Source organism: Devosia sp. P1_H9 (assembly GCF_056405135.1).
The window spans coordinates 64,742-78,295 of sequence record NZ_JBFUCQ010000011.1 but is presented as its reverse complement, the minus strand read 5'-3'; the positions used below and the strand labels follow the sequence as shown (position 1 = coordinate 78,295).

General features: G+C 64.7%; 10 protein-coding genes. 3 read left to right on the top strand and 7 right to left on the bottom strand.

What is annotated here, in order from left to right:
- Positions 1–144 precede the first annotated feature (144 nt).
- Both AC1DYL_RS19045 and araD1 read right to left on the bottom strand, forming a co-directional pair.
- On the bottom strand, positions 145–2,244 hold the full coding sequence (locus AC1DYL_RS19045; RefSeq protein ID WP_477174380.1) for a calcium-binding protein: 2,100 nt from the start codon (positions 2,242–2,244) through the stop codon (positions 145–147).
- 267 nt (positions 2,245–2,511) lie between these two features.
- The gene (gene araD1 / locus AC1DYL_RS19040; protein ID WP_477174379.1) at positions 2,512–3,504 is read right to left on the bottom strand and encodes an AraD1 family protein; all 993 of its coding nucleotides are present in this window, start codon (positions 3,502–3,504) and stop codon (positions 2,512–2,514) included.
- A 296-nt stretch (positions 3,505–3,800) separates the two neighbouring features.
- Here araD1 and recA point away from each other — a divergent pair, with 296 nt between their 5' ends.
- Both recA and alaS read left to right on the top strand, forming a co-directional pair.
- Positions 3,801–4,838: a recombinase RecA gene (recA, locus tag AC1DYL_RS19035; protein ID WP_477149594.1), complete on the top strand. Its 1,038-nt coding sequence runs from the start codon at positions 3,801–3,803 to the stop codon at positions 4,836–4,838.
- A 434-nt stretch (positions 4,839–5,272) separates the two neighbouring features.
- Positions 5,273–7,915 (top strand): alanine--tRNA ligase, encoded by a 2,643-nt coding sequence (alaS, locus tag AC1DYL_RS19030; protein ID WP_477174378.1) that lies wholly within the window; start codon positions 5,273–5,275, stop codon positions 7,913–7,915.
- Here the strand turns inward: alaS and AC1DYL_RS19025 are convergent.
- The 5 genes from AC1DYL_RS19025 to AC1DYL_RS19005 form a co-directional block, all read right to left on the bottom strand.
- Positions 7,912–8,871, bottom strand: a complete 960-nt coding sequence (locus tag AC1DYL_RS19025) for a DMT family transporter (protein ID WP_477174377.1) — start codon at positions 8,869–8,871, stop codon at positions 7,912–7,914. The two genes, alaS and AC1DYL_RS19025, sit on opposite strands and share 4 nt — an antisense overlap.
- Positions 8,872–9,846, bottom strand: a complete 975-nt coding sequence (locus AC1DYL_RS19020) for a DMT family transporter (RefSeq protein WP_477149591.1) — start codon at positions 9,844–9,846, stop codon at positions 8,872–8,874.
- Positions 9,847–9,975: 129 nt separating this feature from the next.
- The gene (locus AC1DYL_RS19015) at positions 9,976–10,377 is read right to left on the bottom strand and encodes a DUF6855 family protein (RefSeq protein WP_477157601.1); all 402 of its coding nucleotides are present in this window, start codon (positions 10,375–10,377) and stop codon (positions 9,976–9,978) included.
- 119 nt (positions 10,378–10,496) lie between these two features.
- The gene (locus AC1DYL_RS19010) at positions 10,497–11,453 is read right to left on the bottom strand and encodes a glycosyltransferase family 8 protein (protein ID WP_477174376.1); all 957 of its coding nucleotides are present in this window, start codon (positions 11,451–11,453) and stop codon (positions 10,497–10,499) included.
- Between the two features lie 20 nt (positions 11,454–11,473).
- On the bottom strand, positions 11,474–12,688 hold the full coding sequence (locus AC1DYL_RS19005; RefSeq protein WP_477174375.1) for an NADP-dependent isocitrate dehydrogenase: 1,215 nt from the start codon (positions 12,686–12,688) through the stop codon (positions 11,474–11,476).
- Positions 12,689–13,042: 354 nt separating this feature from the next.
- Between AC1DYL_RS19005 and AC1DYL_RS19000 the strand changes: the two genes are divergently transcribed.
- Positions 13,043–13,537 carry a MarR family winged helix-turn-helix transcriptional regulator gene (locus AC1DYL_RS19000; protein ID WP_477174374.1) on the top strand — a complete coding sequence of 165 codons (495 nt, stop codon included), beginning with the start codon at positions 13,043–13,045 and terminating at the stop codon, positions 13,535–13,537.
- The last annotated feature ends 17 nt before the right edge of the window (positions 13,538–13,554 follow it).

Sequence of the window (13,554 nt, the reverse complement as noted above, 5' to 3'; positions counted from 1 at the left end):
ATGCTGAAACGGCATATCCGGGATTGGGTGGGAATGAAAAAACCCCGGAACACGGGGGCTCCGGGGCTTAGGTATTGCGGGGTTGGTGCCGCAATTTTCAGCAGCCGGGACTTGGGGCGTCCGGTGCTGAATTGAGAGGCAGCGTCAGACGATCCAGTCCGACGATGCCAGAAGGGAATCGAGCGTGGCGCCGTTGAGCCCCATGGCGAGCGCATCGCCGTGGGCATCGGCGACGCGGATCTCGACGTGATAACCACTGCCGTCGACGTCGATGCCGAGGCTGTCATAGGTGTCGCCGCCACTGGCCGCCGCCTCGCGGAATGCCGAGAGGAACGCAGCAGGCGACGAGAAGCCCGTCAGCCCGATATCCAGCCGGTCGCCAGACTTGAGCGAGAAGTCCTCGACCGTGTCGTGGCCGGCCGAGAACACGAATGTGTCAGCGCCCGAGCCCCCATTGAGCAGGTCGATGCCGTCGCCGCCGAACAGCCGGTCGTTGCCGGTCTGGCCGTAGAGGTCGTCATCGCCATCGCCGCCCGACAGGTAGTCGTTCCCGGCACGGCCGAAGAAGCGGTCATTGCCGCCGAAACCGAAGAGCTCGTTGGCCGCGTCGTTGCCGGTGAAGCTGTTGTTGAGCGCGTTGCCGAAGCCGTTGACGTCGCGGGTGCCGGTCAGCTCCAGCGCCTCGTTCTCTGCGCCAAGGACGTAGGTATTGGCGGAGATGATACGGTCATATCCGGCGCCCGACAGCACCACGTCGTGGACGGAACTGATGACGATCCGGTCGGCGTCGTCGGTGCCGAAATAGGTGGTCGGCAGGTCGGTGAGGGTCGACGTGGCGACGGTGCCGTCGGCGAAGCGAAAGGCCTCGATGCCGCCGATGATGTCGTAGCTGCCGCCGGCCTTGTGGACCACGAAACGGCCCGAGAGGTCGCGGGTGAGCGTGTAATCGTCGCGATCGCCGGCGTAGGACAGGACGTCCGTGCCGAGGCCACCGTCGATGAGGTCGTTGCCCTTCGAAGCAACCACCAGGTCGTCGCCCTTGTCGGCGTACAGGCGGTCGCAGCCGGCGCCGCCGATCAGCGTGTCGGCTCCGGAATTGGCATGGAACTCGACGCCGGAATCGTCCGCGACGATGATCTCGGCCTTGGTCGTACCCGCGACGTTGGCGAAGGTCACGGTGTTGGCGTCGCGGTCGGTGGGGGCACCGTAGCTGGTGCCCTCGTCGTTCACGAACAGCGTCGGCGAAAGGTACGTGGCTTCGAGGGCCGTGCGTACCGAGCTCAGCACCTCGACCACGTTGTCATGGTCGTCGCCGCCGTGGAAGTTGATGTCGCGGTTGGTCTCGCGCACCTGGATGGAATTGTTGGCCTCGCTGGTCCAGCTGGCGAACAGCAGAGCATGGCGGGTGTCGAAGGCCTCGAGCCCGACCAGCCCACTGTCGTAGAGCGCCTTGAGCTGGAAGGCATAACCGTTGCCGCCATCCCCCTTGTTCACCGCGCCATCGACCGAGAGATTCGAGGCATCGAGGAAGATCGATTGCGAGAAAGTGAAGCCGTTGGAGGGGGCGTTCTCGATGTCGATGTCGAACAGCTTCACGTGGCTGGTGGCCGACAGCGAGATGACGTTCGAGCGATCAAAGGCCGACGAGACGTTGTTGAAATTGCCCGGATCCTGTTCGGCCAACCCAGATTGCACGGTGAAGCCGCCGAGCTTGACGTTCTCCGCCACCTCGATCTTCTGCACCGAGGCAATGGTGGAGAAATCGAAGGCCAGCCCGTTGGTGAGCCGCACGGTGTTGCCGTTGACCGAGGCGACCTCGACCATCGACGTACGCAGCGGCTTGTCTTCGCGCCACTGGGTGTCGCCGATCGAGTCGAGGTAGGCGTCGGTGTTCTCGAGCTCGATCCACAGGTGATCGCCGGTCTGCAGCGCGGACGCATCGTCCATATGCAGGTACATCGAGCCTTTGCTCGCCGCCTCGCTCAGCGAGAAAGCGCCCGAGTAGCTCGGCACGTCGATGACGCCGCCCACCTGGAAGGCGCCGCCGGCCCGGGCATTGCCGACGAGGTCGATGGTCGTCGCCCCCGATCCGGTGCCCATCACCGTGACGTCGTCGCGGTTGATGACGACGGTCTGGTCGAACTCGAAGGTGCCGGCGCCCAGCAGGATGGTTTCGCCGGCTGGTGCTGAGTTGACAATGGCCTGCAGCTCGGCCGCAGAGGTCGAGGCGGAAACGGTGATCATTGGGGGAGTACCTTTCGCAACTAGTGGAGTGGACGCGAATGCCTCCCTTTTGCACCGCGACGGCAGTGTTCCCGCTTGGCGCTAACCCCGGCTGAGGCCGATCGATAAGATTTGCGTCAAAAGCCGCAGGGAACACGTGCCCAACCTCGCCCGCCAATCTGGGCGGTGAGGGGGCCGAAATGTGCACGCTGTGGAAAAGTTGCCGATATGCAAGAGCCGGGCACTGGGCCCGGCTCTGAAGCAGTCATCGATCGGCGGTCGGGCCGCCTAGAGCTGGCGGATTTCCACCGGCCGGTCCTTGTTCCAGGCCACCGCGTTGCGCAGCGGCAGACCGAACTGGGCTTCCTCGATCTCGAACACGTCGCCGGGTTCGGTCTTGATGCCGTCGGCAAAGCTCAGCGTCGCGGTGCCGAACATGTGGACGTGGATATCGCCCGGCTGGCGGAACAGGTCGTACTTGAAGTGGTGGTACTCGAGGTTGGCGATGGTGTGGCTCATGTTGTCCTCACCCGAGAGGAACGGCTTTTCCCACACCACCTTGCCGTCGCGCAGGATGCGCGACATGCCTGAGACGTTCCGCGGCAGCTCGCCGACGCGCAGCTCCGGCCCGAACGAGCACCAGCGGAGCTTGGAATGCGCGAGGAACAGGTAGTTCACCCGCTCGGTGACATGGTCGGAGAACTCGTTGCCGAGGGCAAAGCCGAGCCGGAAGGGCGTGCCGTCCTTGCTGATATAGTAGATGCCGGCGATCTCGGGCTCTTCGCCGGCGTCCTTGGCGAAGGCAGGCGAGGGGATGGGCTTGCCGGGCGCCGCCACGACATAGCCGTTACCCTTGTAGAACCACTCCGGCTGCACGCCGGTCTCGCCCGGCTTGGGCTTGCCGCCCTCGAGGCCCATGCGGAACATCTTCATCGAATCCGTCAGTGGCGCCTCGGCCTGCTGCTGGTTCGACTTGTGCATGGCGTCGCGGGTCGAGGCCGAGCCGAGATGGGTGAGGCCCGTGCCGGTGACATAGAGGTGCGCCGGATCGGGATGGTCGACAGGGGCCAGCAGCCGGCCTTCCTTGGCGAGCGCTTCGCGATCGAGCTTGGCGCCAAGGCCTTTCTCGATCACCACGGCGCGCAGCGACAGGCCGCGTTCGGTGGCTTCGCTGGCCAGCGCATAGACGCTGGTAGCTCCGGTCACGACGCTGGTCAGGCCGCCTTCGGTAGCGCCGACGGCCCGGGCGCCCTTGTCGTCCTCGAACTGGATGAGATGCATGAAGCCCATTCTCTCGGTTTTCGTTGCCGCCCTATAGCGCGAGCGCCGGACGATTGCATTTGGATTTTGGATGTAGATCGCACTTGCGGATGCCCAAGGGGCGTACGGCGCGAATCGGGCTGCATCGGTGCGTAAGGCACAACGAATTTACCCCCTTGACGTTTTGGAAACGAAATGAGAACAAACTGCGTACATTAGATGGACAGATATCGGTTTGCGCGGCGCGAACCGAAGTGGAATAAGGGGAGATGGTTATGGCTGCTGCTGTGACGCCACTGCGGGTTATTGAGGGATCGATGGATAAGGACAAGGCGCTGGCTGCAGCGCTGAGCCAGATCGAGCGGAATTTCGGCAAGGGCACGGTGATGCGTTTCGGCGAGGGCGCCATTGCCCAGGTCGAAGCGATTTCCACCGGTTCGCTCGGGCTCGATATTGCGCTCGGCATTGGCGGGCTGCCCAAGGGTCGTATCGTTGAAGTGTTCGGGCCGGAAAGCTCGGGCAAGACGACACTGGCGCTGCACGTGGTAGCCGAGGCCCAGAAGAAGGGCGGCATCGCCGCGTTCATCGACGCCGAGCATGCGCTCGACCCGATCTACGCCCGCAAGCTTGGGGTGAAGGTCGACGAACTGCTGATCTCGCAGCCCGATACTGGCGAGCAGGCGCTGGAAATCGCCGACACGCTGGTGCGCTCCGGCGCGGTGGACGTTCTGGTGGTCGACTCGGTTGCCGCGCTGACGCCGAAGGCCGAACTCGAAGGCGAGATGGGCGATTCGATGCCGGGCCTGCAGGCCCGCCTGATGAGCCAGGCGATGCGCAAGCTTACCGGCTCGATCTCCAAGTCGAAGGCCATGGTGATCTTCATCAACCAGATCCGCATGAAGATCGGCGTGATGTACGGCTCGCCCGAGACCACGACGGGCGGCAACGCGCTGAAGTTCTATTCCTCGGTCCGCCTCGACATCCGCCGCATCGGCGCGATCAAGGAGCGCGAGGAAGTCATCGGCAACCAGACCCGCGTCAAGGTGGTCAAGAACAAGCTTGCCCCGCCGTTCCGCCAGGTCGAATTCGACATCATGTATGGTGAAGGCATCTCGAAAACTGGCGAACTGCTCGATCTCGGCGTGAAGTCGGGCCTCGTCGAGAAGTCCGGCGCCTGGTTCTCCTACGACAGCCAGCGGCTGGGGCAGGGGCGCGAGAACTCCCGCCAGTTCCTCAAGGACAACCCGCAGATCGCCGACCAGATCGAAAAAGGCGTCCGCGAAAGCTCAGGCGTCCTGGCCGAAGCCCTCCTGGCCGGCCCCGAAGGCGATGAGGCTGACGACGGCGAGGCGTGATCGGTTCCCGCTGCACAACGAGTTCAAGGGCGCCCAGGTGGCGCCCTTCTTCATTTGGGACTGGCCTCATTGCCGCTTGCCCACGGGCCGTCCGCTAGACCCTACTCGTGTCCCAATCTCACCCACCCACCAGCCGTCATCCCGGCGAAAGCCGGGACCCACTGCTCGGACGGCTGGGTTAGCACGGGCCGCGCCGGTCCATCACAGCAAGGGGACAAATCAGCGCGAGTGGAACGGCCGGAGCATTGGGTCCCGGCTTTCGCCGGGATGACGGCCGGTGGCGGAAACGGGCATGGCTGAAGCGGCTTCGGCCGCCAATATGTGGCATCCTGCAACCCCTGCGCTGGACACAACCGCGACCCCCGCGATAGAAGGCCTTTCCTGTTGTTCTTGGCGGGGCCGCGGCCTCGCCATTTGTCTGTAAGAGACCCGTCATGACGAGCGTGAACGATATCCGGTCGAGCTTCTTGGGCTACTTTGCCAAGAACGGTCACGAGGAAGTTGCCTCGAGCCCGCTGGTGCCGCGGAATGACCCGACCCTGATGTTCACCAATGCCGGCATGGTGCAGTTCAAGAACGTCTTCACCGGCGTCGAGAAGCGCCCGTATTCGACGGCGACCACCTCGCAGAAATGCGTGCGTGCCGGCGGCAAGCACAATGACCTCGACAATGTCGGGTTCACCGCGCGGCACCACACCTTCTTCGAGATGCTCGGCAACTTCTCGTTCGGCGACTACTTCAAGGAGCACGCGATCGAGCTGGCCTGGAACCTCCTGACCAAGGAGTGGGGCCTGCCCAAGGAGAAGCTGACCGCGACGATCTACCAGGACGACGACGAGGCGATGGCGCTCTGGAAGAAGATTTCCGGGCTGCCCGAGGAGCGCATCGTGCGGCTCGGCGCCAAGTCGAATTTCTGGCAGATGGGCGACACCGGCCCGTGCGGCCCGTGCTCGGAGATCTTCTACGACCACGGCGACAAGTACTGGGGCGGCCCTCCGGGCTCGCCCGAGGAAGATGGCGATCGCTTCGTCGAGATATGGAACCTCGTGTTCATGCAGTTCGAGCAGGCTGCTGACGGCTCCCGCACCGGGCTGCCGCGTCCCTCGATCGATACCGGCGCCGGGCTCGAGCGCGTCGCCGCGGTGATGCAGGGCACCAACAACAATTATGAGATCGACCTGTTCAAGGCGCTGATTTCGTCGGCGCAGCAGGCCATCGGCTTCAATGGCGAGAGCAGCAATGCCAGCCTCCGCGTCATTGCCGACCACCTGCGCTCGATGAGCTTCCTTATCGCCGAAGGCGTGCTGCCCTCGAACGAAGGTCGCGGCTACGTGCTGCGCCGCATCATGCGCCGCGCCATGCGCCACGCGACGCTGCTCGGCGCCAGCGAACCGGTGATCCACAAGATCGTGCCGACGCTGGTGCGCGAGATGGGCCAGGCCTATCCCGAGCTGGTGCGCGGCGAGGCGATGATCACCGAGACCGTCGAGCTCGAGGAGAACCGGTTCCTCAAGACGCTCGGCCGCGGCCTGCAGATTCTCGCCGACGAGACCAAGGACCTCGGCGAAGGCGGCGTGCTGGCCGGCGGCACCGCGTTCAAGCTCTACGACACGTTCGGCTTCCCGCTCGACCTGACGCAGGACGCGCTGCGTACCCGTGGCATCAGCGTCGACACCGTCGGCTTCGATGCCGCGATGGCCGCGCAGAAGGCCGAGGCGCGGAAGAGCTGGGCCGGTTCGGGCGAAGCCGCGACCGACCTAGTGTGGTTCTCGATCGCCGACAAGGTCGGCCCGTCGGAGTTCCTCGGCTACGAAACCGAGGACGCCGAGGGCGAGATCGTCGCCCTGGTGAAGGACGGCAAGGAAGTCGACAGCCTCAAGGCCGGCGACGAAGGCTTCGTCGTGCTCAACCAGACGCCGTTCTACGGCGAGAGTGGTGGCCAAGTTGGCGACACCGGCCGGCTGGTAGCCGAAGGCGTCGCGGTGACCGTCACCGAGACCACCAAGCATCACGGCGTGTTTGCTCACCATGTGAAGGTGGACGAAGGCACGCTGAAGCGCGGCCTGGGCCTTGCGCTGCATGTAGATCATGCGCGCCGCACGGCGATCCGCGCCAACCACTCGGCCACACACCTGCTGCATGAGGCGCTCCGTATCGTGCTCGGCGATCACGTGGCGCAGCGCGGCTCGCTGGTTGCGCCGGACCGGCTGCGCTTCGACTTCGTCCACACCAAGGCGATCTCGCCGCAGGAACTGGCCGAGATCGAGGACATCGCCAACGATATCGTGCTGCAGAACACGCCGGTCGAAACCCGGCTGATGAGCGTCGAAGACGCCAAGTCGTCGGGCGCCCGTGCATTGTTCGGCGAGAAGTACGGCGACGAAGTGCGTGTCGTGTCGATGGGCCTCCCCACCGGAAACGGGCTCGGCTGGTCGGTCGAGCTTTGCGGCGGCACCCATGCGCGCCGTACCGGCGATATCGGGCTGATCTCGGTGGTGGCCGAAGGCGGCGTCGCCGCCGGCGTCCGCCGCATCGAGGCGGTCACCGGCAAGGCAGCGCGGCATCGCGGTAACGACAACGTACGGATCGTCGAGAACGCCGCGAACCTCTTGCGTTCCGGCCCGCACGAAGTGCTTGAGCGCATCGAGACGCTGCAGGACAACTTCAAGAAGGCCGAGCGGGCGCTGAGCGATGCCAACAAGAAGCTGGCCTTAGGTGGCGGGCAGGGCGCCAGCGCCCCGGCAGCCGATGACAGCGTCAACGGCGTCACCTTCGTCGGCCGCGCCGTCGAGGGGATTTCGCCCAAGGACGTGAAGGGGCTCGTCGATACCGAAAAGAAGCGGATCGGTTCGGGCGTGGTTACGGTTGTGCTGAAGGGCGAGGACGGCCGCGGCACCGTCGCCGTCGGCGTCACCGACGACCTGACCGGCAAGTACGCGGCGGGCGAACTGGTGAAGTTCGCCACCGTGGCACTCGGCGGGCAGGGCGGCGGCGGCCGCCCCGACATGGCGCAGGGCGGCGGTCCGGATGGCGGCAAGGCCGACGCGGCGATCGCGGCGGTGCGCGCGGCGCTCTAAACGGGGTCCGGTCCCGGGCCCTTGAAGGTATCGGGCGAGGGGTTGTCCCGGCGCGCCCGATACTCGGCCCAGCGGCCGGCGATGCGGGCCCGTGCCCCATCGCTGAACACATTGGCGAGCCCGGCGGCAACCACGACGCCGAGCCCCGCCAGCCCGAGCGCATCGGGCACTTCGGCGAAGAACAGCGCGCCGAACAGCAGCGCCCACACCACCTGGCTATACTGCATCGGCGCGACGCGGCTGGCCGGGGCGAGCGACACGGCGGCGATCTGCAGCAGGTAGCCGATGCCGCCGAGAATGCCGCAGACCAGCAGCGCGCCGAGCAGCATCCAACCGGGCCAGATGAAGCCGAAGATCACCAGCCCGATGGCGTTGGCGGCGAGCGTGAAGAGGCCGGGCAGCGCGAACAGGCTGACCTTGCGCTCCTCGCCCGAGATGAGCCGCATGGCGGTGACCGAGATGGCCGCGCTGACCGCGCAGCCGAGCGCCGTGAGGTGGCCGAGTTCAAGCTCGCGGAAGCCCGGACGCACGACCAGCAGGACACCGAGGAAGCTGATGATCACCAGTGCCCAGCGATCGAGCGCGACCCGTTCGCCCAGGATGAACACCGAAAGGATGGTGGTCATCACCGGGATCAGGAAGACGAGGCAGTAAGCCTCGGCCAACGGGATGGTGACGAATGAATAGGTGATCAGCATGGAGCTCGCCGTGCGGCAGACGGCAATGAGCACCAGGAGCCAGGGGCGCTTGAACTTGAACGTGTCGCGCCAGCGCTCGGTCTTGGGCTTGGAAAACAGCGCAGGAATGACCGAGAACACGGTGGTGAAGAGGCCGATCTCGAACACGCTGAGGTCGGCGCCCAGGCCTTTGATCATGGCGTCGGCGGTGGAATAGACGCCATAGGCGATGAGGGCGCAAAGCACCCCGAGCGAGGCGGGCGTGAGGCTGCGCAACATCTACTTCCCCGTCGCCGGCGCCTCGTCGGCGTCGCTGCGGCGCGGCAGGTTGGCATCCTCACCCAGTGGCGCACTGACTTCGGAGATGGCGCTGGCCGGACCGAACACCGACAGGCGGGAGAAGATGCGGATACGGGTCTCGTCGGACATCACGTTGAGGATGCCGCCGAAGGCCACGACCACGAGGCCGCAATAGGCGACGGTGTCGGGGAACTCGTGGAAGAAGATGGCGCCGAAGACCACCGCCCAGGCGATCTGGCTGTACTGCGCCGGCGCGATCTGGCTCACCGGGGCACGGCGGGTGGCGGCGATGAACAAGATGTTGCCGGTGCCGCCGAGCGCGCCGATGGCCAGCAGCAGGGCGAACTCTTCCCACGTCGGCCAGTGGAAGGTCGGCAGCATCAGGATGCCGTTGACCAGCACGATGTAGCCAAGCGGCCAGCCGAGCAGGCTGACGCGCTTTTCGACCGGCGCGACCTTGCGCAGCGTCGTGGTGGTAATGCCGCCCATCAGCGCCGCGCCGAGGGCGAGCAGGTGACCCAGTTGCAGGTCGCGGAAGCCGGGCCGCACCACCAAGAGCACGCCGAGGAAGCTGGCGCCGAGGAACAGCCAGCGCTGCCAGGTGACGTCTTCCTTGAGGATGGTTCTCGACAGCGCCACCACGAAGATCGGCGCGAGGAAGGCGATCGAATAGGCCTCGGCCAGCGGGATGTGGGTGAAGGCGTAGATGATGCAGAGGTTGCCGATGACGCCGGTGACACTGCGCAGCTGCACCAGCCACGGATGGCGCATGTGGTGGAACTGCCGCCAGTGCTCGCCCTTGGGCTTGGTGAAGATGGCCGGAAGGAAGGAAAACAGCGCCGTCCAGAAGGCGATCTCGAAAACCGACAGGCTCGTACCGAACCCTTTGATGATCGCGTCGCAGCAGGAATAGAGCAGATAGGCAATGAGCGAAAAAGCGACGCCGGAGGGCATCTTCGGATATCCAAACGGGGGAGGGACGCGGCTGGTATGGCAGATCGTATACGACGCGCTTATCGGGGCGTCGATGGGCGCCAAGGTCGCATCGGCTAATTATTTCGTCTCTATTTTGGAGCAGTCGTACTAGATTGCACGCACCCGGTTGTTGCGCGGTCCGTGTTCCAGTTCGACCAGTCCGAGGGCCTCGAGGACCGGGGTGACGTAGTTGGCGAAACGCCCGCGAAAGCCCTTCTTCAGCCCATACCAGCCGCCGACCGGATTGTCGGGTGAGCGGGCCCAAGCCTCCACGGTGCCGGGCTTGGCGTCCTTCTGTTCATCAGCGTTGCCGAGTTCCATCCAGTCCCCGTGCTGTTTCAGCATGGCGTGGAGGTCTTCGATGGCGCGAAGCTGGTAGCGGAGTTCGGTGCCCCCGGCGACGCAGACAAGCGCCGGCGGCACCGCGTCGGGCGCACGATAGAGCGTGATATCGCTCGAACCGGGTGGAGTCTTGAGCAACCACGGATCGTCTTTGGTACCTGCAGCCATCGCACCTGCCCTCGTTGACCGGAGCATATCTTTGCCGGACGACAGGGGAGTTAGTTTCTCTGCACAATTTGGTGAGGTGGAGCGGACCGTTCGGGACCACGGGCGCAACCAGGAATTATCTAGGTACCCAAGAGCTTGCGCTTGGAGAGGTCGACGAGTCGCTTCACGCGTTCCTGGACATAACCAAGGTAGAATTGTGTACCGCGACCTGACTCCCGGGCGCGCCGCCACCACAGCTCGGCGCCGGGTATCCGCCGCCTGAGCCACGGTTTCTTGCCGGCGAAATGGACAATGAAGGGTTGGCTCCATTGCAAGGCGACATAGTCTTCGAAACCGGGGAGGACAGAGACTGACTCGTCCGGCGTCATACTGTGCGCCAGCACATTCCAGCGAGGATCAAGCACTGCCATCTGGCCGGCCAGCAGGTGGTTGATCGCGCACTGATCGGCATAGCGCAGACCGTGGGCCTTCTGCTCGAGCACCTGGCCCATCTGGGTAGCGAAGTTCATCGCGCGCATTGCGTCCAGATCCATCAGCAGGACGCCTCCCTGACGATAGTCGCGTATCTGCTGTTCGGTCTCGAGTTCGAGGAAGTCCGTCAGATACGCGAAGAAATCGGCCCGGTGCCGATCCTTACCAGCAACCGGCTTCAGGGCCTCCTCGATCACGTGGCGGTCGATGACGGCGCCGACCGGCCTGCCATCGAGGGGCGCATCAAAGAGGTCCGCAAGGTCGGCTTCAACGACCACGTCGCTGTCGAGGTAGATGACCCGGGATTTGTCGGCCAGCACATCTGGCAGCGAGAACCTGCCAAGCGTCGAAGGCGGAAGACCGCTCACCCGGCCGAAGCGGTCCCAGGGATTTGCGAAAGGGTGCAGGTGGATCGTCACGGCACCACGTTGCCAGCCCCGGAGGCGCCGGCTCAGGCGGGTAGCCGGGCCCATGTAGAGCACATGATACTCGACCGGACGGTCGGTCTTTACCGTGGCGGCGATCGAGGTCGCGACGACCTCGATCATGGGCAGGAAGTTCCGATCGACGGCACTGGCGACGACGATCGGAGCTGGGTCGGTCATCGTCGCTTCGCAGGCGCCGATCAGGCAGCCATGGCCTTTTGCAGGTTGGCGTCGATGGCGTCGAGGAAGCCGAGGGTGGAGAGCCACTTCTGGTCGGGGCCAACGAGCAGGGCAAGATCCTTGGTCATCTGGCCGGCTTCGACGGTGTCGACGCAGACCTTCTCGAGGGTCAGCGCGAACTTCGCCAACTCTGCGTTGCTGTCGAGCTTGGCGCGGTGCTGGAGGCCACGCGTCCACGCGAAGATCGAGGCGATGGAGTTGGTCGAGGTCTCCTTGCCCTGCTGGTGCTGGCGGTAATGGCGGGTGACGGTGCCGTGGGCGGCCTCGGCCTCCACGATCTTGCCATCGGGGGTCATCAGCACCGAGGTCATCAGGCCGAGCGAGCCGAAGCCCTGGGCCACGATGTCGGACTGCACGTCGCCGTCGTAATTCTTGCAGGCCCAGACATAGCCGCCGGACCACTTCAGCGCCGAGGCGACCATGTCGTCGATCAGGCGGTGCTCGTACCAGATCTTCAGTTCGTCGAACTTGGCCTTGTAGTCGCTCTCGAAGATCTCCTGGAAGATGTCCTTGAAGCGCCCATCATAGGCCTTGAGGATGGTGTTCTTGGTCGAGAGGTAGCAGGGGACCTTGCGGTTGATGGCGTAGTTGAACGAGGCGTGCGCGAAATCGCGGATCGACTCGTCGAGGTTGTACATCGCCATGGCGACGCCGGCGCCGGGGGACTGGAACACTTCGTGCTCGATGACCTTGCCGTCGTCGCCGGTGAACTTGATGGTCAGCGTGCCCTTGCCCGGGAAGGTGAAATCGGTGGCCCGGTACTGATCGCCGAAGGCGTGACGGCCGACGATGATCGGCTGGGTCCAGCCGGGGACGAGGCGCGGCACGTTCGAGCAGATGATCGGCTCGCGGAAGATCACGCCGCCGAGGATGTTGCGGATCGTGCCGTTGGGCGACTTCCACATCTTCTTGAGCTTGAACTCTTCGACACGCTGCTCGTCGGGAGTGATGGTGGCGCACTTGATGCCGACGCCGTGCTTCTTGATGGCGTTGGCGGCATCGACGGTCACCTGGTCGTTGGTGGCGTCGCGGTTCTGCACCGAGAGGTCGTAATACTCGATGTCGAGATCGAGGTAGGGGAGGATCAGCTTGTCCTTGATCGCCTGCCAGATGATGCGGGTCATCTCGTCGCCGTCGAGATCGACGACCGGGTTGGCAACTTTGATCTTGGCCATGCGTAAGCTCCTCAGCGGCGCGGAAAATATGATGCGGGGGCTAATAGCATGAAATCGGCCGAGCGGAAGCGCCCGGCGGCCTTTCGGTTCCAGGATTTGAGGTGGTCGGGCGGTTCCGGCGTGGGTTTCGACCACGCGGGTAGTCCGCAGATGAAAGGCCGTCGCCACGCCGGAACTGTTCGGAGTTTTTGCGGGGACCATGGGGAAGCGTTCGCACGCCGTGCGCCAAGCACGGAAACGGTGGACGGGTGCCCATAGCCGCGGCCGCCAGGAGACGGCTCCCCCGGCACCGAAGTCGCCCCACCAGCCGTCCGTACGCGACCGCGCCCGTGTGGGTGACGGGAAGAGGATCGCATGGGTGAGGAGCACGGGGATAAGTTGGTGCGGATTTCCGGATCAGTTGACACCGTGCATATACACACTATCTATCCGCCCATGGATGATTTCACCCAGTGCATGGTTTCGAACAGCCGGATGGCGGCGCGGGCGATTACGCGGCGCTACGATGCCTATGCTCGGCCGTTCGGGATTACGTCGACCCAGTTCTCGTTGTTGGGGACGATCGTAGCGGCGGGCGAGCAGACGGTGAGCGAGCTTGCCGAGGCCCGTGGGTTCGAGCGCACAACGCTGACGCGCAATCTCGACCGGCTGGAGAAGATGGGGCTGATCAGTTCGCGGGCGGCGGAGCACGGCAACGGCCGGATCTGCGGGCTGACCGACGAAGGGCAGGCCCTGGTCAACGATCTACTGCCGCTGTGGCGCAAGGCGCAGGCGGAGATCCGCGAGGAACTCGGCGCCGATGGTTTCGACGACACACTGAAGACACTGAAGCGGCTTGCCGCCGTTTGATTTCCCCTTGGGCGGGC

Coding starts and splice junctions, on each gene's coding strand:
- recA (WP_477149594.1), top strand. CDS start 3,801: ATGGATAAGGACAAGGCGCTGGCTGCAGCGCTGAGCCAGATCGAGCGG.
- AC1DYL_RS19020 (WP_477149591.1), bottom strand. CDS start 9,846: ATGCCCTCCGGCGTCGCTTTTTCGCTCATTGCCTATCTGCTCTATTCC.
- AC1DYL_RS19025 (WP_477174377.1), bottom strand. CDS start 8,871: ATGTTGCGCAGCCTCACGCCCGCCTCGCTCGGGGTGCTTTGCGCCCTC.
- AC1DYL_RS19015 (WP_477157601.1), bottom strand. CDS start 10,377: ATGGCTGCAGGTACCAAAGACGATCCGTGGTTGCTCAAGACTCCACCC.
- alaS (WP_477174378.1), top strand. CDS start 5,273: ATGACGAGCGTGAACGATATCCGGTCGAGCTTCTTGGGCTACTTTGCC.
- AC1DYL_RS19045 (WP_477174380.1), bottom strand. CDS start 2,244: ATGATCACCGTTTCCGCCTCGACCTCTGCGGCCGAGCTGCAGGCCATT.
- AC1DYL_RS19005 (WP_477174375.1), bottom strand. CDS start 12,688: ATGGCCAAGATCAAAGTTGCCAACCCGGTCGTCGATCTCGACGGCGAC.
- AC1DYL_RS19000 (WP_477174374.1), top strand. CDS start 13,043: ATGGGTGAGGAGCACGGGGATAAGTTGGTGCGGATTTCCGGATCAGTT.
- araD1 (WP_477174379.1), bottom strand. CDS start 3,504: ATGCATCTCATCCAGTTCGAGGACGACAAGGGCGCCCGGGCCGTCGGC.
- AC1DYL_RS19010 (WP_477174376.1), bottom strand. CDS start 11,453: ATGACCGACCCAGCTCCGATCGTCGTCGCCAGTGCCGTCGATCGGAAC.